General features: G+C 68.3%; 19 protein-coding genes. 14 read left to right on the top strand and 5 right to left on the bottom strand.

What is annotated here, in order from left to right; genetic code table 11:
* Positions 1–122: 122 nt before the first annotated feature.
* From B0W88_RS13160 to B0W88_RS13130, 7 genes are all read left to right on the top strand, one after another.
* Positions 123–386, top strand: a complete 264-nt coding sequence (locus B0W88_RS13160; protein WP_198937834.1) for a hypothetical protein — start codon at positions 123–125, stop codon at positions 384–386.
* 9 nt (positions 387–395) lie between these two features.
* The gene (locus B0W88_RS13155; RefSeq protein WP_083748767.1) at positions 396–1,286 is read left to right on the top strand and encodes an alpha/beta hydrolase; all 891 of its coding nucleotides are present in this window, start codon (positions 396–398) and stop codon (positions 1,284–1,286) included.
* 110 nt (positions 1,287–1,396) lie between these two features.
* Positions 1,397–2,644: an ABC transporter substrate-binding protein gene (locus B0W88_RS13150; RefSeq protein WP_077035111.1), complete on the top strand. Its 1,248-nt coding sequence runs from the start codon at positions 1,397–1,399 to the stop codon at positions 2,642–2,644.
* Positions 2,641–3,558, top strand: coding sequence for a carbohydrate ABC transporter permease (locus B0W88_RS13145; protein WP_077035110.1), 918 nt, complete (start codon positions 2,641–2,643; stop codon positions 3,556–3,558). Before B0W88_RS13150 ends, B0W88_RS13145 begins: the two co-directional genes overlap by 4 nt.
* Positions 3,555–4,394, top strand: coding sequence for a carbohydrate ABC transporter permease (locus B0W88_RS13140; RefSeq protein WP_077035109.1), 840 nt, complete (start codon positions 3,555–3,557; stop codon positions 4,392–4,394). The genes B0W88_RS13145 and B0W88_RS13140 overlap by 4 nt, the downstream gene beginning before the upstream one ends.
* Positions 4,394–5,407, top strand: a complete 1,014-nt coding sequence (locus B0W88_RS13135; RefSeq protein WP_077035108.1) for a sn-glycerol-3-phosphate ABC transporter ATP-binding protein UgpC — start codon at positions 4,394–4,396, stop codon at positions 5,405–5,407. The genes B0W88_RS13140 and B0W88_RS13135 overlap by 1 nt, the downstream gene beginning before the upstream one ends.
* Positions 5,404–6,189: an inositol monophosphatase gene (locus B0W88_RS13130; RefSeq protein ID WP_077035107.1), complete on the top strand. Its 786-nt coding sequence runs from the start codon at positions 5,404–5,406 to the stop codon at positions 6,187–6,189. Before B0W88_RS13135 ends, B0W88_RS13130 begins: the two co-directional genes overlap by 4 nt.
* Positions 6,190–6,192: 3 nt before the next feature.
* Here the strand turns inward: B0W88_RS13130 and B0W88_RS13125 are convergent, their stop codons facing one another.
* On the bottom strand, positions 6,193–7,128 hold the full coding sequence (locus B0W88_RS13125) for an exopolyphosphatase (protein WP_077035106.1): 936 nt from the start codon (positions 7,126–7,128) through the stop codon (positions 6,193–6,195).
* 107 nt (positions 7,129–7,235) lie between these two features.
* Here B0W88_RS13125 and B0W88_RS13120 point away from each other — a divergent pair, with 107 nt between their 5' ends.
* Positions 7,236–8,990 carry a tetratricopeptide repeat protein gene (locus B0W88_RS13120; RefSeq protein WP_077035105.1) on the top strand — a complete coding sequence of 585 codons (1,755 nt, stop codon included), beginning with the start codon at positions 7,236–7,238 and terminating at the stop codon, positions 8,988–8,990.
* A gap of 11 nt (positions 8,991–9,001) precedes the next feature.
* On the opposite strand, the gene B0W88_RS13115 is transcribed toward B0W88_RS13120, so the two are convergent.
* The 3 genes from B0W88_RS13115 to aroC all read right to left on the bottom strand — a co-directional run bounded on the left by B0W88_RS13115 (position 9,002) and on the right by aroC (position 14,948).
* Entirely contained in the window at positions 9,002–12,469 is a 3,468-nt protein-coding gene (locus B0W88_RS13115; RefSeq protein WP_083748766.1) for an efflux RND transporter permease subunit, read from the bottom strand.
* Between the two features lie 18 nt (positions 12,470–12,487).
* Positions 12,488–13,669, bottom strand: a complete 1,182-nt coding sequence (locus B0W88_RS13110; protein WP_077035104.1) for an efflux RND transporter periplasmic adaptor subunit — start codon at positions 13,667–13,669, stop codon at positions 12,488–12,490.
* 175 nt (positions 13,670–13,844) lie between these two features.
* A complete protein-coding gene (aroC, locus tag B0W88_RS13105; RefSeq protein ID WP_077035103.1) occupies positions 13,845–14,948 on the bottom strand; it encodes a chorismate synthase in 1,104 nt (367 codons plus the stop codon).
* 72 nt (positions 14,949–15,020) lie between these two features.
* On the opposite strand from aroC, the gene B0W88_RS13100 reads away from it, so the two are divergent.
* On the top strand, positions 15,021–15,962 hold the full coding sequence (locus B0W88_RS13100; protein ID WP_077035102.1) for a sugar kinase: 942 nt from the start codon (positions 15,021–15,023) through the stop codon (positions 15,960–15,962).
* Here the strand turns inward: B0W88_RS13100 and B0W88_RS13095 are convergent.
* The gene (locus B0W88_RS13095) at positions 15,959–16,426 is read right to left on the bottom strand and encodes a CBS domain-containing protein (RefSeq protein WP_077035101.1); all 468 of its coding nucleotides are present in this window, start codon (positions 16,424–16,426) and stop codon (positions 15,959–15,961) included. The genes B0W88_RS13100 and B0W88_RS13095 overlap by 4 nt on opposite strands.
* Positions 16,427–16,505: 79 nt before the next feature.
* On the opposite strand from B0W88_RS13095, the gene B0W88_RS13090 reads away from it, so the two are divergent.
* The 5 genes from B0W88_RS13090 to B0W88_RS13070 are packed head-to-tail and all read left to right on the top strand — an operon-like array spanning position 16,506 to position 20,051.
* Positions 16,506–17,810, top strand: coding sequence for an O-acetylhomoserine aminocarboxypropyltransferase (locus B0W88_RS13090; protein ID WP_077035100.1), 1,305 nt, complete (start codon positions 16,506–16,508; stop codon positions 17,808–17,810).
* Positions 17,807–18,607, top strand: a complete 801-nt coding sequence (locus B0W88_RS13085) for an alpha/beta fold hydrolase (protein WP_077035099.1) — start codon at positions 17,807–17,809, stop codon at positions 18,605–18,607. The genes B0W88_RS13090 and B0W88_RS13085 overlap by 4 nt, the downstream gene beginning before the upstream one ends.
* 10 nt (positions 18,608–18,617) lie before the next feature.
* Positions 18,618–18,941: an Mpo1-like protein gene (locus B0W88_RS13080; RefSeq protein ID WP_077035098.1), complete on the top strand. Its 324-nt coding sequence runs from the start codon at positions 18,618–18,620 to the stop codon at positions 18,939–18,941.
* Between the two features lie 40 nt (positions 18,942–18,981).
* Entirely contained in the window at positions 18,982–19,725 is a 744-nt protein-coding gene (locus tag B0W88_RS13075; protein ID WP_077035118.1) for an AzlC family ABC transporter permease, read from the top strand.
* Positions 19,722–20,051, top strand: a complete 330-nt coding sequence (locus B0W88_RS13070) for an AzlD domain-containing protein (RefSeq protein ID WP_077035097.1) — start codon at positions 19,722–19,724, stop codon at positions 20,049–20,051. Before B0W88_RS13075 ends, B0W88_RS13070 begins: the two co-directional genes overlap by 4 nt.
* Positions 20,052–20,246: the final 195 nt, after the last annotated feature.

Genomic DNA, 20,246 nt, shown 5'->3' with positions numbered 1-20,246 from the left:
GACAACATCGCCAGACGGGCCGGCTTGGGGCGGCCCGGCGCTCGGCCCGAAATCCCAATCCCTCGGTCGGCTGTTCTGCCCTGGTTTGCTCGTCCGCGTACGACCGAATAGCATGGCCTGACATGCAAGCCCGTACCGCCAAGACCCGATCCACGCCGCGCCGAACGTCGTCGCCAGAGTTCGAGATGCTTCGGCTCGACCACTACCCGCAACTGCAACTGCTTGCATGGCATACCCCCGGCATCAAGGAACTGACGGCTCGTGATGCTCTGTCCCTGTATGAACGCAACTGGCGGCATGTCGATCAGGACCGGCTTCAGCCCCAGGAGCGTGAGCTGATCGCACGCCTGGCGCGGACGCTTGCAGGAGGGCGCCTTCTTGTCTAGTCGTCACCCTTGATCCGCAACAGAACAGTCGTCATCGCGCTCGCCGCTTTGCTGGGCGTCGGCCTGCTCGCCGTCTGGCTCGCGGGCAGCTCGCTCAGCGCACCAGCCCGCGCTCCGGTCGGTGCTGCGCCGTCAGAACTGGCAGCGCAAGACCTGACCCTCGGCAGCGACGCCGGCGACACGGTTCGCGGCTGGTTTTCGCCCAGTCAGCCTGGGCAAGGCGCCGTCCTGCTGCTCCACGGCGTACGCGGCAACCGCACGGAGATGCTCAGCCGCGCCCTATGGCTGCATCGGGCGGGCTACGCGGTGATGCTGATCGACCTGCCGGCCCACGGCGAGAGCGGCGGCGAGCAGATCACCTATGGCATCCGCGAGGGCGCCGGCGTTCGCGCGGCACTGGCCGAGTTGCGCAAGCGCGCGCCGGAGGAGCGCATCGGCGTGATCGGTGTCTCGCTCGGCGCCGCGGCGCTGGTGCTGGGCCGGCCCCAGCCGGCGCCGGATGCCGTCGTGCTGGAGTCGATGTTCCCGACGATCGAGGACGCGGTGGCTGACCGGCTGGAACTGCATGTCGGCTCGTGGGCGCGGCCGCTGTCGCCGCTGCTGCTGGCGCAGTTGCCGCTGAGACTCGGCGTCAGCGCCGATGCGCTACGCCCGATCGACCATATCGCGCAGTTGCACACCCCACTGCTGCTGATCGCCGGCGAACAGGACCGGCACACGCGCCTGCCCGAGTCCGAACGCCTGTTCGCCGCCGCCGCCGAGCCCAAGCAGTTCTGGCCGGTGCCCGGCGCCGCGCACGTCAACCTGCACGACTTCGCGCCGCTCGCCTACGAGACCCGGGTCGGCGCCTTCCTCGCCCAGCATCTTCACCGAGTTACCGCCGGGTTACCGTCGAGATAACTCGTTATCCCCATGTCATGCGCCGCTAGCACGGTGTTACCTTGCCCCCGCAGCCGGCGGGGATCTCCTGACTTCTCGGGAGGCGCCGGTCGTCCGGGAGACAGGTCGACATGCAGAAGAAGCAGACAGCACGCGCCGCCGCCGCAGCCATCGCACTGGGCACCGCCGCCCTCGCCGCCTCCGCCGGCACGCTGACCATCGAAAGCTGGCGCACCGACGACAAGGCGCTGTGGGAAGAGGTGCTGTTCCCCGCCTTCATGAAGTCGCACCCCGGCATCACGCTGAAGTTCACGCCCACCGCGCCCACCGAATACGACTCCGCGCTCAGCTCGCGCCTGATCGCCGGCACCGCGGGCGACCTGATCACCTGCCGCCCCTTCGACGTCTCGCTGGACCTGTACAAGAAGGGCCGACTGGACAAGCTCAACGCCGAGCCCGGCCTGAAGAACTTCAGCGATGCCGCCAAGGTCGCCTGGCAGACCGACGACGGCAAGGACACCTACTGCATGCCGATCGCCTCGGTGATCCACGGCTTCTTCTACAACAAGAAGATCTTCGCGAGCCTCGGCCTCACGCCGCCGAAGACCGAGGCCGAGTTCTTCGCCGCGCTCGACAAGATCAAGGCCGCCGGCAAGGTCGCGCCGATGGCGCTCGGCACGGCCGACCAGTGGGAAAGCCACCAGATCGTCTACACCAGCATCGGCGCCAACGCCTGGCACGGCGAGGACGGCCGCAAGGCGCTGATCGCCGGCAAGAAGAAGTTCACCGACCCCGAGTTCGTCGAGGCCTGGACGCAGATGGCCAAATGGGCGCCCTACCTGCCCAAGGGCTACCAGGCCGAGACCTATGGCGACTCGCAGAACCTGTTCGCCAGCGGCAAGGCCGCGATCTACCCCGCCGGGTCCTGGGACATCAGCTACTTCCAGGCCAATGGCGCGGGCCTCGACTTCGGCGCTTTCCCGCCGCCGGTCAAGAAGGCCGGCGACGCCTGCTACATCTCCGACCACACCGACATCGGCATGGGCATCAATGCCGCGAGCAAGAACAAGGCGGACGCCAAGGCCTTCCTCGAATGGCTGGCCTCTCCGGAGTTCGCGGACCTCTACACGAACAAAGTCACCGGCTTCTTCTCGCTGTCCAACAGCAAGCCCAAGGTGAGCAACCCAGTGGCTGCCGAGATGATCTCCTGGCGCAACCAGTGCAAGTCCACGATCCGGCTGAACGCGCAGATCCTGAACCGCGGCAAGCCGCCGCTGGAGAACGAGTTCTGGAACGTGGACTCGCAAGTCCTCAATGGCAAGCTCGCGCCCAAGGACGCCGCCCAGAAGATCCAGGACGCCTTCGCCAAAGCCAAGTGAAGCACCGCGCGGCCGGCTGGCAGCTCTTCGTCTTCCTCGCCCCGGCCGTGCTGGTCTACGGCGCCTTCAGCGCCTGGCCGCTGCTGGACACGCTGCGGCTGGGCCTGTACACGGCCGACGAGACCGGCCGCACCAGCTTCGCCGGGCTGGCGAACTTCCGCGCGCTGCTTAGCGACCCGCAGTTCTCCGGCCCGTTCTGGAACGCCTTCGGCAACAACGTCCGCTTCTTCATCATCCACATGCTGGTGCAGAACCCCGTGGCGCTGCTGCTGGCGGCGCTGCTGTCGCTCAAGCGCGTGCGCGGTGCGGCGGCCTACCGCACGGTGTTCTTCCTGCCGACGCTGCTGTCGGTGGTCATCATCGGCTTCAGCTGGCAGCTGATCCTCTCGCCGCTGTGGGGCGTGGCCGAATCAGTGCTCGGCTTCTTCGGCCTGGAGGACCATTTCCAACCCTGGCTGGGGCTGGAGGACACGGCACTGACGACGCTCGCGCTGATCTCGGTCTGGCAGTTCATCGGCATCCCGTTGATGCTGATCTACGCGGCGCTGATCGCCATTCCCGAGGAGATCATCGAGGCGGCCACCGTCGAGGGCGCCGGCCCGTGGCGAATCTTTTTCGAGGTGCGCCTGCCGCTGATCCTGCCGACGCTGGGCCTGGTGACCATCCTGACCTTCATCGGCAACTTCAACGCCTTCGACCTGATCTATGCGGTCAAGGGCGGCCTGGCCGGGCCCAACTACAGCACCGACATCCTGGGCACGCTGTTCTACCGCACCTTCTTCGGCTACCAGGCCCAGGTCGGCAGCCCGACGATGGGCGCGGCGCTGGCCACGCTGATGTTCTTCGTGATCCTGGCCGGCGTGGCGGCCTACCTGCTGCTGGTGCAGCGCCGGCTGCGGAGGTTCGCGCTGTGAACCCGCGGCTGCGCAAGGCGCCGGGCGCGCTGTTCATCCATCTCGTGCTGGGCGGCTACACGCTGCTGGTGCTGAGCCCCATCGTGCTGGTGCTGGTCAATGCGCTGAAGAAGCGCGGCGCGATCTTCGAGGATCCATTGGCGCTGCCGACGGCCGACACGCTGACCTGGGCCGGCTTCCACAAGGTGCTGGGCAACGCGTCCGTCTCGACGATGTTCGCCAACAGCCTGATCGTCACCGGTGTCTCGCTGGTGCTGATCCTGCTGTTCGCCTCGATGGCCGCCTGGGCGCTGACCGAGTACCGCTTCCCCGGCAACCGGCTGCTGGGCCTGTTCCTGGCCTTCGGCATCATGGTGCCGATCCGGCTGGGCTCGGTGTCCATCATGCAGACGATGGTGAGCCTGGGCCTGATCAACACGCTGGCCGCGCTGATCCTCGTCTACATCGCGCAGGGCCTGCCGCTGGCGGTGATGATCCTGTCGGAGTTCATGCACCAGGTGCCGGGCGAGCTGAAGGACGCGGCGCGTTGCGACGGGGTCGGCGAGTTCAGCATCTTCTTCCTCGTCGTGCTGCCGCTGCTGCGGCCGGCGGTCGCCACCGTCGCGGTGTTCACGATGGTGCCGATCTGGAACGACCTGTGGTTCCCGCTGATCCTCGCGCCCGGCGAATCCACGCAGACGATCACGCTGGGCATCCAGCAGTTCATCGGGCAGTTCGCGACCGACTGGAACGCGGTGCTGGCGGCGCTGACGCTGGCGGTGCTGCCGGTGCTGGCCGCCTACGCCCTCTTCTCCCGTCAGCTGATTCGCGGCGTTACGTCCGGCGCCCTCAAGTAATGGCTCATGTCCAACTGAAAAACGTCTCCAAGCGCTACGGCAACACCGAGGTGCTGCGCGACATCGACCTGACGATCGCCGACGGCGAACTGGTCGTGCTCGTCGGCCCCAGCGGCTGCGGCAAGTCCACGCTCTTGCGCATGCTCTGCGGGCTGGAGGAAATCAGCGGCGGCGAGATCGTCGTCGACGGCGCGGTCGTCAACGACAAGCCGCCGGCCGAACGCGGCATCGCGATGGTGTTCCAGAGCTATGCGCTGTATCCGCACATGAGCGTGTTCCGCAACATGGCCTTCGGGCTGAAGATCCACGGCGCCGGGCGTGACGAGCGCAAGCGCCGCGTGCATGAAGCCGCGAAGGCGCTGCAGATCGAACATCTGCTGGACCGGCTGCCGCGCGAGCTGTCCGGCGGGCAGCGCCAGCGCGTGGCCATCGGCCGCGCGATCGTGCGCCAGCCCAAGCTCTTCCTGTTCGACGAGCCGCTGTCCAACCTCGACGCCGCGCTGCGTGTGAAGACGCGCATCGAGCTGGCGCGCCTGCACCGCGAGCTGAAGGCGACGATGGTCTACGTCACGCACGACCAGGTGGAGGCGATGACGCTGGGCGACCGGATCGTCGTGATGCACGAGGGCCGCATCCAGCAGGCCGGCACGCCGCTGGAGCTGTATCAGCGGCCGGCGAACCGCTTCGTGGCCAGCTTCATCGGCTCGCCGACGATCAACCTGCTGAAGGACGGTGAGACCGAGATCGGCATCCGGCCCGAGCACCTGCAGCTCGCCGGCCCGGGCGAGGCGGCGCTGCGCCTGCGCGGGGTCGTGACGCTTGTCGAGCAACTCGGCGAATCGCATCTGGTCTACCTGCGCAGCGAGGCGGGCCATGAGCTGGTGATGCGCGGCCCGGCGCAGACGACGCTGCGCCCCGGCGATCCGATCGAGGTGATGGCCCGGGCCGAGGCGCTGCTGAGGTTCGACTGCAACAATGGCCGTCTTTGGCCCTTGCAGGAACCCTCGCCATGACCGGATCAGACATCGCCGCCCGCTTCGCCTTCGGCCTCGAACTCGTCAAGGAGGCCGGCGACTTCGCGCTCGATTACTTCAACAGGCGCGAGCAGCTGACCATCCGCAACAAGGGCCTGCAGGACGTCGTCAGCGAGGCCGACCTGAACACCGAGCTGCTGATCAAGCGCCGGCTGGCCGAGCGCTTCGCCGAGGACGGTTTCCTGGGCGAGGAGACCGGCGTCACCGAACTGGCGCCTGGCCAGGGCGTCTGGGTGGTCGACCCGATCGACGGCACCCAGCCCTTCGTCAGCGGCATGGCGAGCTGGTGCGTGTCGATGGCCTTCCTGGTCGGCGACGAACTCAAGTTCGGCATGGTCTACGCGCCGGTGCGCGGCGAACTGTTCAGCGGCGGCATCGGCTTCCCGGCCACGCTGAACGGCAAGCCGATCGCCGGCCACGCGGGCACGACGCTGGGCGACGGCATCTGCGGCACCGGCTACTCGACCCGCATCCCGGTCGACACCTTCCTGCCGATGCTGGAGCGCTTCCTGCGCCAGGGCGGCATGTTCTACCGCGACGGCTCGGGCGCGCTGATGCTGTGCGACGTGGCCTGCGGACGGCTGCTCGGCTACGTGGAGTCGCACATCAACTCGTGGGACTGCCTCGGCGCGATCGCCGTCATCAAGGCCGCGGGCCTGCAGACCAGCGACTTCCTGGCCGACGACGGCCTGCACAAGGGCAATCGGCTGGTCGCCGGGAATGCCAACGTGTTCCCGATGCTCGACGCGCTGTGGCGCTGACCTTCAGCCGTCCGCGTTGATCTTCGCCGTCAGTTCCTTCAGCACCTCGTCCGCCTTCTCGTTCGCCACCTGGCAGGTGCCGGCCGCATGGTGCCCGCCGCCGCCGTACTGCAGCATCAGCGCGCCGATGTCGGTCTTGCTGTCGCGGTTGAGGATGGACTTGCCGCAGGCCAGCACCGTGTTCTGCTTCTGCACGCCCCACATCATGTGGATGGAGATGTTGCAGGCCGGGAACAGCGCATAGACCATGAAGCGGTTGGTGGCCCAGATGGTCTCCTCGCCGCGCAGGTCCAGCACGACCAGGTTGCCGTGGTACTTGCCGCAACGCAGGATCTGCTCGCGCGCCTTGGGGCCGTGCTCGAAGTAGACGTCCACCCGCTCCTTCACGTCCGGCAGTTCGAGGATCTCGTCGATGTCGTACTCGAGGCAATGGTCGATCAGGTCCATCATCAGCTGGTAGTTGCTGATGCGGAAGTCGCGGAAGCGGCCCAGGCCCGTGCGCGAGTCCATCAGGTAGTTCAGCAGCGGCCAGCCGTTGGCATCGAGGATCTCGCTGCGGCTGAACTGGGCCGAGTCGGCCTTGTCCACCGCTTCCATCATCTCGTCGGAGATGCGCGGAAACTTGGCCTTGCCGCCGTAGTGCTTGTAGACGACGCGCGCGGCCGAAGGCGCGTCGGCGTCGATGATGTGGTTGCTGCGCTCGCCGGTGTTGCGGATCAGCTCGGAGGCGTGGTGGTCGAACGAGAGGTGCGCGCCGGGGACGTAGGGCAGGTTCGTCGTGATGTCGCGGGCGGTGATGGCGATCTTGCCGTCCTGCATGTCCTTCGGGTGGACGAAGAGGATGTCGTCGATCAGGTCCAGTTCCTTCAGCAGCACGGCGCAGACCAGGCCGTCGAAATCGCTGCGGGTGACCAGGCGGTACTTCTGGGTGGCGCTCATCGTCTTGCTCCTCGGCAAATCGTTGTTGGGCATCGCGCTGTGCACAATGCGGCGACGCGCTGGTGCCGACGATCATAGGCAGCGCCTTCGGGTTTGACGACATAACCATGAGTCTCGACGGCACATATTCACGCTCCGCCTCGCCCGATGAACGGGCCGCGCTCGGCCACGAGTTGCTTCGGTCCCAGCGCTGGGTCGAGGCGCTGGCCTGCTACGAAGCGGTGCTCGAGCTGGCGCCGGGCCATGTGCCGGCGCGCGTGGGCCAGGGCATCGCGCTGCAGAACCTGGGCCGGCTGGGGCCCGCGGTGGCCGCCTACCGCCAGGCGCTGGCGCTGCGGCCGCAGCTGAGCGCCGCCCGCTACAACCTGGGCAGTTGCCTGCTCGAACTGGGGCGCCACGGTGAGGCCGAGGCCGCGCTGCGCGAGGTGCTGGCGCAGCAGCCGGACCACGCGGGCGCACTGGCCAACCTGGGCACCGCCCTGAAGCACCAGCAGCGTTACGACGAGGCACTGCGGGCCTGCGAGCGCGCCCTCGCCTTGCAACCCGCGGCTGGCCTTCATCACGCCAACCTCGGAGCGCTGCTGCGCGAGCTGGGCCGCATCGAGGAAGCGCTGTCTTGCTACGAGCGGGTGACCGCGCTGGAGCCCGGCAACTTCGCCGCCTTCAGCGATCGCATCTTCCTCGCGCAGTACACGGACGCGGATCCGGCACCGCTGCTGCGGGCCTATGGCGAAGCGGTGGCGGCCGCAGCGAGGCCCTATGCGCAGTGGCCCGCGCGCGAACCCGCGGCGCGGCTGCGCGTCGGTCTGGTTTCGGCCGACCTGCGCGAACATCCGATCGGCTACTTTCTCGAATCGGTGCTGGCCGCCACGGCCGATGCGGTCGACTGGCATGCCTATCCGAACAGCCCGGCCAGCGACACGCTCTCGGAGCGCCTGCGCGGCCACTGCCGCCAGTGGACCCCGATCACCGGCCTCGACGACGAGGCCGCCGCGCGCCTGATCCACGCGGACGGCCTGGACCTGCTGATCGACCTCTCCGGCCACACCGCCGGCAACCGCCTGCCGTTGTTCGCGTGGAAGCCCGCCCCGCGGCAGGCCACCTGGCTGGGCAGCTGCACCGAGACCGGCGTGGCGGCCATCGACCATTTCATGGCCGACCCGTGGATTGCGCCGGCCGACATGCCCTTCATCGCCGCGGTGCAGCGCCTGCCCGAGACTTTCCTGTGCTTCACGCCACCGGCCGGCGCGCCGGAGCTGGCGCCGCTGCCGGCGCTGAAGGCCGGCCACCTCACCTTCGGCTGCTTCAATAAGCTGGCCAAGCTGAATGACGGCGTTCTCGATGCCTGGGCGCGCATCCTGTCCGCGTTGCCCCGCAGCCGGCTGATGCTCAAGTGCGGCACGCTGGCCGACGATGCCCAGCGCCGGCGCATGGCGCAGCGCTTCGCCGAACGCGGCATCGCGGCGGAGCGCCTGATCTTCGAAGGCCCCTCGCCGCGCAGCGACTACCTGCGCACCTACGATCGCGTGGACATCGTGCTCGACCCCTTCCCCTACCCCGGCGGCACGACCAGCATCGAGGGCCTGTGGATGGGCGTGCCGGTGCTGACGCTGGCCGGCGCGACACCGCTGGCGCGCCAGGGGCTCAGCATCATGAACAACCTCGGCCTGCCCGAGTGGGTCGCGACGGACGCAAACGACTACGTGGCCCGCGCCATCTCGCTAGCCTCGACAACAAACACGCAGGCCCTGGCGGAACTCCGCCAGGGCCTGCGCGACCGTCTGCGCACCTCGCCGCTGTGCGACGCCGGGCGCTTCGCCGGCCATCTGCTGCAAGCCTTGCAGCAGATGGCACAGCGCTGATAGATAAGGAGTTACTTCGCCGGGATCAGGTCGTCACCCGTGGTCGGCACAGGCGCCGCCGGCCGAACCGGCTTCTGCAGCAGGAAGGCCCCGAGCAGGAAGCCCGGCATGCCCAGCAGGCCGAGCAGCGCCCAGCCCGCCGGACGGCCACGCTCGTGCGCGAAGGCGAAGCACAGCCACAGGCACATCAGGAAGCCCGGCACCGCGATGGCCAGCGTCGCGCCACCGGGCGCGCCGGCGCCCAGCATCACCAGCGTCGTCAGGCTCAGGCCCACCGTGCCGTAGAACGCGCCGCGGGTGCGCTCGCTCAACGACTGGATGAAGGCCGTGAACTGCTCCAGGTACGAATAGATCACCGGCACCACCACCAGCGTCAGCAGCGTGGAGGTCATCACCCCGCCGATGATCGCGCGGCCCATCGGCGCCTGGATCTCGCCGCCGTCGTTCAGCGCGATCGCCATCGGCAGCATGCCGAAGATCATCGCGGCGGTGGTCATGATGATCGGGCGCATCCGGATCAGGCCGGCCTCGCGCACCGCCACCGCCAGGCTCGCGCCGGCCTTGCGGGCATGGTTGGCGAAGTCCACCAGCAGAATCGCGTTCTTCGTCACCAGGCCCATCAGCATCACCAGGCCGATCATCGAGAAGACGTTCAGCGTGGACCCGGTCACCAGCAGCGCCAGCATCACGCCGATCAGCGACAGCGGCAGTGAGGCCATGATCGCGAACGGTTGGGTGAAGCTGCCGAACTGGCTGGCCAGCACGATGTAGATGAAGATCACCGCCAGTGCCATCGCGCCGATCAGGCCGTTCATCGCCTCGGCCTGGTCCTTGCCGGCGCCGTCGACCTTGAAGGTCACGCCGGCCGGCAGCTGGAAGTTCTTGATCATCTTCTGCACGTCGGCGTTGACGTCGCCCGAGGGGCGGCCCTGCGTGCCGGCGTAGACGGCCTCGCGGCGCTGCAGGTTCTCGCGGCGGATCACCTCGGGGTTGAAGACCTGCTCGATCGTGGCCACCTGGTCCAGCGTGATCGGCGAGCCGTCCTTGGCGAAGGCCACCGGCAGCTTGTACATCTGGTCCAGGTTGCGGCGGTCGTCCTTGGGCAGGCGCAGCAGCACCTGCACCTGGTTGCCGTCCGGCGCCGTCCAGTAGGTGGCGATCTCGCCGTTGACGTAGGCGCGCAGCGAGGAGGCCAGCTGCGGCGTGGTCAGGCCCAGCTCGCGGGCGGCCGAGTCCTTGACCCGCACCGCGAAGGCCGGCAGGCCGGGCTTGACGGTCGTGTCCACGTCCACCGCGCCGTTGATCTTCTTGATCTGGTTCACCAGGTCATGGGCCGCCTGGGTCAGCGCCTCCGAATCATTGCCGAGGATGGTGATCCAGACCGGCTTGTTGAAGCCGACCGAGAGCTCCACGCCCGGGATCTTGGCGATGTCGGCGCGCATCGCATCCTCGATCTGCTTCTGGCTGCGCTTGCGGTCCTTGCGGTCGCTCAGCGTGATGTTCATGTTGGCGTTGTTGCGCCCGGTGGCCAGGCCGTCGCCGGTGGCGCCGACGACGGTGGAGACGGTCTTGATCTCCGGATAGGCGCGCAGGATCTCCTCGACCTGGGCGACCTTGTCGCTGCTGCGGTCCAGGCCGGTGCCCACCGGCAGGCGCAGCGCCAGCTGGGTGAAGCCCTGGTCGGTCTCGGGGATGAACTCGGTGCCCACGGCGCCGGCCAGGAAGATCGCGCCGACGAAGCTGGCCACGCCAGCCCACACGACGATGCCGCGGGGCGTCAGCGTCGCGAAGCGCAAGCGCCGCTTGCCATCCAGGTTGCGCGAGCCGTCGGCCTTGAAGGGCTTGCCGTAGGCCGGGATCGGCGGCACGAACATCCGGTAGCGGCGGCCGCTGAAGGCCCAGTCGATCGTGGTCTCGTAGACGCGGTGCAGCACGTCCATCGCCCAGTCGGTGCCGCGGATCATGTGGCCGATCACCGGGATCTTCTTGAGATAGGTGGCCGGCGGGTCGGCCCAGACGCTGGAGAGCATCGGGTCCAGCGTGAAGGACACGAACAGCGAGACCAGCACCGCCACCGCCACCGTGATGCCGAAGGGGTAGAAGAACTTGCCGATGATGCCGCCCATGAAGGCCACCGGCGTGAACACCGCGCAGATGGCGAAGGTGGTGGCCATCACCGCCAGGCCGATCTCGTTGGTGCCGTCGAAGGCCGCCTTCAGGTGGTCCTTGCCCATGTCCACGTGGCGCACGATGTTCTCGCGCACGACGATGGCGTCGTCGATCAGCAGGCCGATGCACAGGCTCAGCGCCATCATCGTCATGAAGTTCAGCGTGAAGCCGAAGGCGTGCACCGCGATGAAGCTGGAGATCACCGAGATCGGCAGCGTCAGGCCGGTGATGATGGTCGAGCGCCAGCTGTGCAGGAACAGGAAGACGATGGCCACGGTCAGCAGCGCGCCTTCGACCAGCGTGTGGCGCAGGCCGTCCAGCGAGCCCTTGACCCAGTCGCTGCTGGCGTAGATCAGGCGCAGCTCCATGTCCTTGGGCAGGGTCTTGCGCAGTTCCTCCATCGCGTCCTTGACGGCCTGGCCGGTGGCGACGATGTTGGCGTCCTGCTGCTTGAAGACGTTGAAGGTCACGGCGGTCTGGCCGTTGATGCGGGCGATGTTGTCCATCTCCTGCTCGCGCTCGACCAGCGTGCCCAGGGCGCCCAGCGTCAGCACCAGCTCGCCGCGCTTGGCGATGACGATGTCGGCGAAGCGCTTCGGGTCCTTGACGCGGCCCTCGACGCGCAGCATCGCGTCGGTGTAGGTGTCGGACAGCACACCCACCGGCTCGTCGTTGTTGGCGGTGGCGATCGCCTTGGAGATCTCGGCCGGGGTGATGTTGTAGGCGCGCAGGCGCAGCGGGTCCAGGTCGATGCGCACCTCGCGCAGCGCCATGCCGCCCACCGAGACCTGGGCCACGCCGGGCACGCGGGTCAGGCGCTTGGAGATGGTCTGGTCGGACAGCAGCGACATCTCGCGCAGCGAGCGGCTCGGCGACATCAGCGCCATCACCACCACCGGCTGGGCGTTGTCACCCTGGAAGCGGTTGACGAAGGGCGGCTTCACCTCCTGCGGGAACTGCGCCTGCGCCAGCGAGAGGCGGTCGCGCAGGTCCTGCATCGCGCGGTTCATGTCGGTGTCCAGCGTGAACTCGACGCTGGCCTGCACGCGGCCCTCGAAGCTGCGCGACTGGATGCGGTTGACGCCGGCAATGGAGTTCAGCGACTCCTCCAGCGGCTTGGCCACCTGGCGCTCGACCGCTTCAGGCGAAGCGCCCGGATAGCGGATGTCGATCCAGGCGCCGGGCAGCGTGATGTCGGGCATCTGCTCGACGCCCAGCTTGGAATAGGAAAACAGGCCCAGCACGCACAGGGCCACCATCACCATGGTCGCGAAGACCGGGTTCTGGATGGAGACGCGGGTGATCCACATGGTTCAGCTCCTCCGGTCTCAGTCGCGGGCCGGCGCGGAGGCGGTGCCCGAGGCGGCCACCGTGGCCTTCTTGACCACGATGTTCGCCTTGCCGCCTTCGCGCAGGTTGTCGAAGCGGGTGGCCAGGATCTGCGTCTTGTTGTCCACGCCCTTGACGATCTCCACGCGGCCGCTGCGCTCGTCGTGGCGGCCGGTGGTCACCACGCGGCGCACCAGCTGGCCGTTGGCGATGGTCCAGACCTGCTCCTGGCCGGCGGCGCCGGTGATGGCGGTCTCGGGCACGGTCAGGCGCTGGGAATCGTCGACCAGCTCCACGCGGGCCACGCCGTACTGGCCGGCGCGGAACTCTTCCTTCGGGTTGTCCAGCGCCAGCACCACGCCGATCGAGCGGGTGCCCGCCTCGGCGGCCGGGGCGATGCGGCTGATCTTGGCCTCGACCGTGTGGTCCGAGCCTTCGACCTTCACCTGCACCGGCATGCCGGGCTTGAGCCGGCTCACCTCGTGCGTGCCGACCAGGCCGGCCAGTTCCAGCTTGGACAGGTCGACGATGGTCAGGATCTGCTGCTCGGGCGCCAGCTTCTCGCCGGGCAGGGCCAGGCGCTTGGCGACGATGCCGTTGATCGGCGAGATCAGCGCGGCCTGGTGCATCGTGACGTTGCTGGTGTCCAGCTGCGCCTTGGCGGCCAGGTACTGGGCGCGGGCGGTTTCCATCGCGGCGCGGGAGGCGTCCAGCGCGGTGGTGGCGATGAAGTTGTTGGCGGCCAGGCCCTGGTCGGCCTTGTACTTGCGCTCGACCTGCTCGTACTGCGCCTTGGCCGATTCGACCGTCGCGCTGCGCTCGGCGATGCGGTAGCGCAGCTCTTCCAGGTCCATCTGGCCCAGGGCCTGGCCGGCCTTCACGCGGCTGCCCTCGCCCACCTGCAGGTTGACCAGGGTGCCGGTCGCCTTGGCGCGGACGGTGACCGTGCCGGGCGCCACCAGCGGGCCGGAGAACTCGATCACGCCGGGCATGCTGGCCAGCGTGGGCTGGGTGATCTCGCTGGCGAGGAATTCCAGCGGCGGGCCGGCCTTGGCGTCGTCCGCGGGCTTGCTGTTGTTCTTGTTGCTACCACCCGTCTTGCCGGCGAAGACCGCGACACCGGCCCCACCTGCCGCCAACACCAGGACGGCGATGCCGCCAATCAGCCATTGCTTGCGCATGGTCTATTTCCCTCTGTATCGAAAAGTGCGCGCAGTTTAGGAGCGCACGGTGTCGGTGCAAGGGCGGCTGCGACGGAATGCTGATTCCGCGTGATGACCTGCAATACGTCCCGATCAGCCGCCTCGTTCGGCGACGAACTGCATGGGACGGGTTATAGGCCGTCGGTGGCGCGGATCAAGTGCCGGAAGGGCCGGCGATCGGCGGAATGGGGAGGACCACGTCGCCGCACTGGGCCCGATGGCGCAGCGCATGGTCCATCAGCACCAGGGCCAGCATGGCCTCGGCGATCGGCGTGGCGCGGATGCCCACGCAGGGGTCGTGGCGGCCGAAGGTCTCCACCGTGGCCGGCTCGCCGGCGCGGTTGATCGAGCCCTTGGGCGTGCGGATCGAGCTGGTCGGCTTGATGGCGATGGACGCCACCAGATCCTGGCCGGTCGAGATGCCGCCCAGCACGCCGCCCGAGTTGTTGGAGGCGAAGCCGGTCGGCGTCAGCTCGTCGCCGTGGGCGCTGCCGCGCTGGGCGACGACGCCGAAGCCCTCGCCGATCTCCACGCCCTTGACCGCGTTGATGCCCATCAGCGCGTAGGCGATGTCGGCATCGAGCTTGTCGAACAGCGGCTCGCCCAGGCCCACCGGCACGCCGGTCGCTTCCACGCGGATGCGCGCGCCGACCGAATCGCCGGACTTGCGCAGCGCGTCCATGTACGCCTCCAGCTCGGCGATCTTGCTGGCGTTGGCGGCGAAGAAGGGGTTGTTGGGCACGTGTTCCCAGCCCTCGAACGGGATCTCGATCTCGCCGAGCTGCGTCATGCAGCCGCGGAACTCGGTGCCGAACTTTTCCTTCAGCCATTTGCGGGCCACCGCGCCGGCCCCGACCATCGGCGCGGTCAGCCGCGCCGAGGAGCGGCCACCGCCGCGCGGGTCGCGCAGGCCGTACTTGCGCCAGTAGGTGTAGTCGGCGTGGCCGGGACGGAAGGTGTCGAGGATGTTGCCGTAGTCCTTGCTGCGCTGATCGGTGTTCTTGATCAGCAGGCAGATCGGCGTGCCGGTCGTCCTGCCTTCGTAGACACCGGAGAGGATCTCCACCGCATCCGGCTCGTTGCGCTGGGTCACGTGGCGCGAGGTGCCGGGGCGGCGGCGGTCCAGCTCGGGCTGGATGTCGGCTTCCGACAGTTCCATCCCCGGCGGGCAGCCGTCGATCACGCAACCGATGGCGGGCCCATGGCTCTCGCCGAAGTTGGTGACGCGAAACACTTCGCCGAAGGTGCTGCCGGACATCGTGGGTGACTTTCCTGTGCGGGTGAACCCGTGATTTTAGCTTTTGGGGCAGCACTCATAATCCGCGCCACGATGAATCCGAACAACCGTCTCGTCGCCGTCGGCGAATGCATGATCGAACTCCGTGAAGTCGAACCGGGCCTGATGCGCCAGGCCTTCGGCGGAGACACCTTGAACACGGCGCTCTACCTGGCCCGCCTGGCGGGGTCAGCTTATTCGGTCAGTTATGCCACCGCGCTGGGCGGCGGCGACCCCTACAGCGAGGCCATGGTGAAGGCCTGGGAGGCCGAGGGCATCGATTGCGGCTTCGTCGCCCGCTGCGAAGGCGAGGTGCCGGGCCTGTACTCGATCCAGGTGGATCCCGATGGCGAGCGGCGCTTTTCCTACTGGCGCTCGGCGGCGCCGGCGAAGCGTTACCTGGATCTCGCGAACTGCCCGCTCGAAGCGCGGCTCGCAGAGGTGGACGTGCTGTACCTCAGCGGCATCAGCCTGGCGATCCTGACGCCCGGCGGCCGCGAGCGTCTGTTCGACCTCGCCGCCCGGCTGCGCCACCGTGGCGGGCGGGTGGTCTTCGACAACAACTACCGCGCGCGGCTGTGGGCCTCGCAGTCAGTCGCGGCTGAGAGTTATGCCCGGATCTACGAGCTGGCCTCGACGGCGCTGATCACGCTGAACGACGAGGCCGACGTGCTCGGCGGCTGCAGCGAGGCCGAGGCGCTGGAGCGCGTGCGCGCCTATGGCGTGCCGGAGAAGGTCATCAAGCGCGGCAGCGAGCCGACGATGGTGCTGATGGACGGCATGGAGCCTGTCGTCGTGCCGACGGAGCGGGTGCCCAAGGTGGTCGATACGACCGCCGCCGGGGACTCCTTCGGCGCCGGCTACCTGGCCGCGCGACTGCATGGCCTCGATGTGGCCGCCGCCGCCCGCGCGGGCAACCGGCTGGCCGGCACGGTGATCCAGCATCCCGGCGCCGTCATCCCGACGGCGGCGATGCCGGCCAATCTGTTTTCTTAGTGCTTCGGCTGGTCCTCGGGGGCCGGCTCTTCCACCGGCCAGTCGCGGATATAGGCCTTCAGCATGCGGTTCTCGAAGTCCTGCCCGTCGACGACCGCCTTGGCGACGTCGTAGAACGAGATCACGCCCATCAGCGTGCGGCCATTGAGCACCGGCATGTAGCGGGCGTGGCGGCCCAGCATCATGCGGCGGACTTCGTCCACCTCGGTGTCGGGCGTGCAGGTCAGCGGGTGGTCGTCCATCACGCTGCGCACGATGGTGGCGCCGGTGCTGCCACCGTTCTTGACGATCGCCTGGATCACCTCGCGGAAGGTCAGCATGCCGACCAGTTCGCCATGCTCCATCACCACCAGCGAGCCGATGTCCCGGCCGGCCATGGTCTCGACCGCCTGGCCCAGCGGCTCCTCGGGGGTGACGGTGAACAGAGTGCCACCCTTGACGCGGAGGATGTCGACGACTTTCATGATTCTTGTGCTCCTGAGCAATGCGGGGGTGGCTTCAACATAGCACACAATCCGCCGAACCAATACCTTGAGAGACACCATGCCAGGTCATTCCGACCCGGGTTTCGACACCCTCGCGCTGCACGCCGGCGCCGCCCCCGACCCCGCCACCGGCGCCCGCGTGACGCCGCTGCACCTGTCCACCTCCTTCGTGTTCGAGAGCGCCGAGCATGCGGCCGCGCTGTTCAACATGGAGCGCGCGGGCCACGTCTACTCGCGGCTCTCCAACCCGACGACGGCCGTCTTCGAGGAGCGGATGGCCGCGCTGGAAGGCGGTGTCGGCGCCATCGCCACGGCCAGCGGGCAGGCGGCGCTGCATCTCGCCATCTCGACCATCGCCGGAGCCGGCTCGCACATCGTGTCCTCCGGCGCGCTGTACGGCGGCTCGCACAACCTGTTGCACTACACGCTGAAGCGTTTCGGCATCGAGACGACTTTCGTGAAGCCCGGCGACATCGACGGCTGGCGTGCGGCGATCCGTCCGAACACGAAGCTGTTGTTCGGCGAGACCCTGGGCAACCCGGGCCTGGACGTGCTGGACATCCCGACCATCGCCTCCATCGCCCATGACGCGGGCCTGCCGCTGCTGGTCGACTCCACGCTCACCACACCCTGGCTGATGAAGCCCTTCGAGCACGGCGCCGACCTGGTCTACCACTCGGCCACCAAGTTCCTCAGCGGCCACGGTACGGTGGTCGGTGGCGTACTGGTGGACGGCGGCAGCTTCGACTGGGATGCGGCCCATGCCAGGCACGGCCACTTCGGCGAACTCTGCGAGCCGTACGCCGGCTTCCACGACATGGTGTTCACCGAGGAAAGCACCGTCGGCGCCTTCCTGCTGCGCGCCCGCCGCGAGGGCCTGCGCGACTTCGGCGCCTGCATGAGCCCGCACACCGCCTGGCTGATCCTGCAGGGCATCGAGACGCTGTCGCTGCGCATGGAGCGCCATGTGCGCAACGCGCAGAAGGTGGCCGAGTTCCTGGCGGGGCAGGATGCCGTGGAGGCTGTGGGTTATCCCGGCTTGAGCAGCCACCGCGACCACGCGCTCGCGCAGAAGCTGCTGCCGCGCGGCTACGGCTCGGTCTTCAGCTTCGCGCTGAAGGGCTCGCGCGAGCAGGGCCGCACTTTCATCGAGACGCTGAAGGTCTTCTCGCACCTGGCCAACGTCGGCGACTGCCGCTCGCTGGTGATCCACCCTGCCAGCACGACGCACAGCCGCATGGACGACGCAGCGCTGGCCTTCGCCGGCATCGGCCCCGGCACGATCCGGCTGTCCATCGGCCTGGAAGACGCGGACGACCTGATCGACGATCTGAAGCGCGCACTGAAGGCAGCGTCCAAATGAAGCTCCTCGTCAACGGCCGCGAGGCCTACGCCTACACCGGCGGCCGCGCCTACGACCCCGCCCTGCCCTCGCTGGCCTTCATCCACGGCGCGATGAACGACCACAGCGTCTGGACCCTGCTGGCCCGCTCCTTCGCCCACCACGGCTGGAACGTGTTCGCGGTAGACCTGCCCGGCCACGGCCGCAGCGAAGGTGCGCCAGCGGACAGCGTCGAGGCCTGCGCCGACTGGCTCTGGCAGGTGCTCGACGCGGCCGGCGTGCAGCGCGCGGCGCTGGCGGGCCACAGCATGGGTTCGCTGATCGCCTTGGAGGCCGCGGCGCGGCGACCCGAGCGCGCTACCCACCTGGCGATGATCGGCACCGCCTACCCGATGAAGGTGTCGGACGCGCTGCTGAACACCGCCCGCGAGACGCCGCTGAAGGCGATCGACATGGTCAACGCCTTCTCGCATTCCGGCTGGGCCGCCAAGCCCTCCTACCCGGGGCCCGGCGCCTGGCTGCATGGCGGCGCCCGGGCACTGATGCGCCGCATGCTGGACAAGCAGGATGCCGTGAACCTGTTCGAGCACGACTTCAAGCTCTGCGACCGTTACGCCAACGGCCTCGAAGCCGCTGCCCAGGTGCGCTGCCCGGCCAGCCTGCTGCTCGGCTCGCGCGACCAGATGACGCTTCCGAAGCACACCGCCCCGCTGGCCGAAGCGCTGAAGGCCCGCGTCTTCAAGCTGCCGGCCGGCCATGCGCTGATGGCCGAGGCCCCCGAGCAAATGCTGAGCGCGCTACGCGAGGCGCTGCGCTAGGCTTGTTGCCATGGACACGACCAGCCCCGACGTCGGCAAGTTCACGAGCTTCGCCGAGTTCTATCCTTTCTACCTCGGCGAGCACAGCAACCGCACCTGCCGGCGGCTGCATTTCGTCGGCTCGTCGCTGGGCCTCGTCTGCCTGGCCGCCGCACTGTTCACCGGCGCAGCAAGCCTGATCCTGCTGGGCTTGCTCTGCGGCTACGCCTTCGCCTGGATCGGCCACTTCGGCTTCGAGAAGAACAAGCCCGCCTCGTTCAAGCGCCCGCTCTACAGCTTCATGGGCGACTGGGCGATGTACCGCGACATCTGGCTGGGCCGCATTCCGTTCTGAGCCCCGGGGAAACCCGAAAGTCCCGGCGACAATGCCGGGCATGTCCTTCCAAACATTCATCGGCGAAGCCCGGGCCATGGCCCGGCATCGCGAGTTCAAGCGCGGCTCACGCGAGATGGTCGGCGTCTCGCTGGGCATCGCCGCCTGGGGCCTGGTGACCGGCGTGGCCATGGTCAAGAGCGGCCTGTCCATCTGGCTGGCCCTGCTGATGACGCTGGTGGTCTTTGCCGGCAGCTCGCAACTGGCCTCGCTGCCGCTGATCGCCGCCGGCGCGCCGCTGTGGGTGATCTGGGCCACCGCCTTCTGCGTGAACCTGCGCTTCATCATCTTCAGCGCCCAGTGGCGGCCCTACTTCGCCCACCTGCCGCGGGCGCGGCGCCTGCTGATCGGCTACTTCGCCGCCGACCTGAACTTCGTCGCCTTCACCCACCGCTTCCCCGAGGCAAGACCCGACCCCGCGCAGGAGCCCTACTACTGGGGCGGCGTGGTGACCAACTGGCCGGCCTGGCAGATCCCGGCCGTGCTGGGCATCCTGCTGGCGGACCGCGTGCCGGCCCAGTGGGGGCTGGGCTTCGCCGGCGTGCTGGCGCTGCTGGGCTTGTGCTATTCGCTGCTGAAGGACCGCAACGGCTGGATCGCGGCAGGCGTGGCCGGCTGCGCGGCGATCGCGGCGTACGCGCTGCCCTTGCGGCTCAATATCGTCGTGGCGATCGCCGCCGCGGTGGCGGCCGGCCTGATGATGGAGAAGCTGCTGCCGGATGCGCCGGTGGAGGCCAAGGCATGAGCGACTGGGAAACGGCCCTGGCCATCCTCGGCATGGGCTTCATCACGCTGCTGACCCGCGCCTTCTTCCTCTACCCGGAACGCGAGCTGCCGCTGCCCGCCTGGATGCGCCAGGGCCTGCGCTATGCGCCGCTGGCCGCACTGGCGGCTGTGATCGTGCCGGAGATCGTGATGACCCAGGGCCACCTGCTGAAGACCTGGCAGGACGCCCGCCTGTTCGCCGCCGCCGCGGCGACCGGCTACTACTTCTGGCGCCGCGGCATCCTGGGCACGATCGTGACCGGCACGGCGGTGATGCTGACCCTGCGCATCGGGCTGGGCTGGTAGGGCCTGTTCACACGACGGCAGGGGGTCGCGTTGTGATCAAAAGGGCCGCAGACAAGGCGCAAACCGGAGTCGGGTTGGACACCCGACGAGGATTTGCAACGCGGGATGCGGCCCTTTTGATCACAACCCTTCGGGAACGCCCGGCATACGGGGCCACTCGTTGTTGCAGCCCTTGCCCGCACACGAGTGCGGGCG

This window comes from Pelomonas sp. KK5, from assembly GCF_001984095.1.
Taxonomy (GTDB): domain Bacteria; phylum Pseudomonadota; class Gammaproteobacteria; order Burkholderiales; family Burkholderiaceae_C; genus KK5.
The sequence above is the reverse complement of the archived record's forward strand: the minus strand, read 5'-3'. Positions and strand labels throughout refer to the sequence as shown.

Excerpts from the sequence above, each read along its gene's own strand:
- B0W88_RS13160 (WP_198937834.1), top strand. The coding sequence starts at position 123 with ATGCAAGCCCGTACCGCCAAGACCCGATCCACGCCGCGCCGAACGTCG.
- B0W88_RS13150 (WP_077035111.1), top strand. The coding sequence starts at position 1,397 with ATGCAGAAGAAGCAGACAGCACGCGCCGCCGCCGCAGCCATCGCACTG.
- B0W88_RS13135 (WP_077035108.1), top strand. The coding sequence starts at position 4,394 with ATGGCTCATGTCCAACTGAAAAACGTCTCCAAGCGCTACGGCAACACC.
- B0W88_RS13130 (WP_077035107.1), top strand. The coding sequence starts at position 5,404 with ATGACCGGATCAGACATCGCCGCCCGCTTCGCCTTCGGCCTCGAACTC.
- B0W88_RS13125 (WP_077035106.1), bottom strand. The coding sequence starts at position 7,128 with ATGAGCGCCACCCAGAAGTACCGCCTGGTCACCCGCAGCGATTTCGAC.
- B0W88_RS13120 (WP_077035105.1), top strand. The coding sequence starts at position 7,236 with ATGAGTCTCGACGGCACATATTCACGCTCCGCCTCGCCCGATGAACGG.
- B0W88_RS13115 (WP_083748766.1), bottom strand. The coding sequence starts at position 12,469 with ATGTGGATCACCCGCGTCTCCATCCAGAACCCGGTCTTCGCGACCATG.
- B0W88_RS13110 (WP_077035104.1), bottom strand. The coding sequence starts at position 13,669 with ATGCGCAAGCAATGGCTGATTGGCGGCATCGCCGTCCTGGTGTTGGCG.
- aroC (WP_077035103.1), bottom strand. The coding sequence starts at position 14,948 with ATGTCCGGCAGCACCTTCGGCGAAGTGTTTCGCGTCACCAACTTCGGC.
- B0W88_RS13100 (WP_077035102.1), top strand. The coding sequence starts at position 15,021 with ATGAATCCGAACAACCGTCTCGTCGCCGTCGGCGAATGCATGATCGAA.
- B0W88_RS13095 (WP_077035101.1), bottom strand. The coding sequence starts at position 16,426 with ATGAAAGTCGTCGACATCCTCCGCGTCAAGGGTGGCACTCTGTTCACC.
- B0W88_RS13090 (WP_077035100.1), top strand. The coding sequence starts at position 16,506 with ATGCCAGGTCATTCCGACCCGGGTTTCGACACCCTCGCGCTGCACGCC.
- B0W88_RS13085 (WP_077035099.1), top strand. The coding sequence starts at position 17,807 with ATGAAGCTCCTCGTCAACGGCCGCGAGGCCTACGCCTACACCGGCGGC.
- B0W88_RS13080 (WP_077035098.1), top strand. The coding sequence starts at position 18,618 with ATGGACACGACCAGCCCCGACGTCGGCAAGTTCACGAGCTTCGCCGAG.
- B0W88_RS13075 (WP_077035118.1), top strand. The coding sequence starts at position 18,982 with ATGTCCTTCCAAACATTCATCGGCGAAGCCCGGGCCATGGCCCGGCAT.
- B0W88_RS13070 (WP_077035097.1), top strand. The coding sequence starts at position 19,722 with ATGAGCGACTGGGAAACGGCCCTGGCCATCCTCGGCATGGGCTTCATC.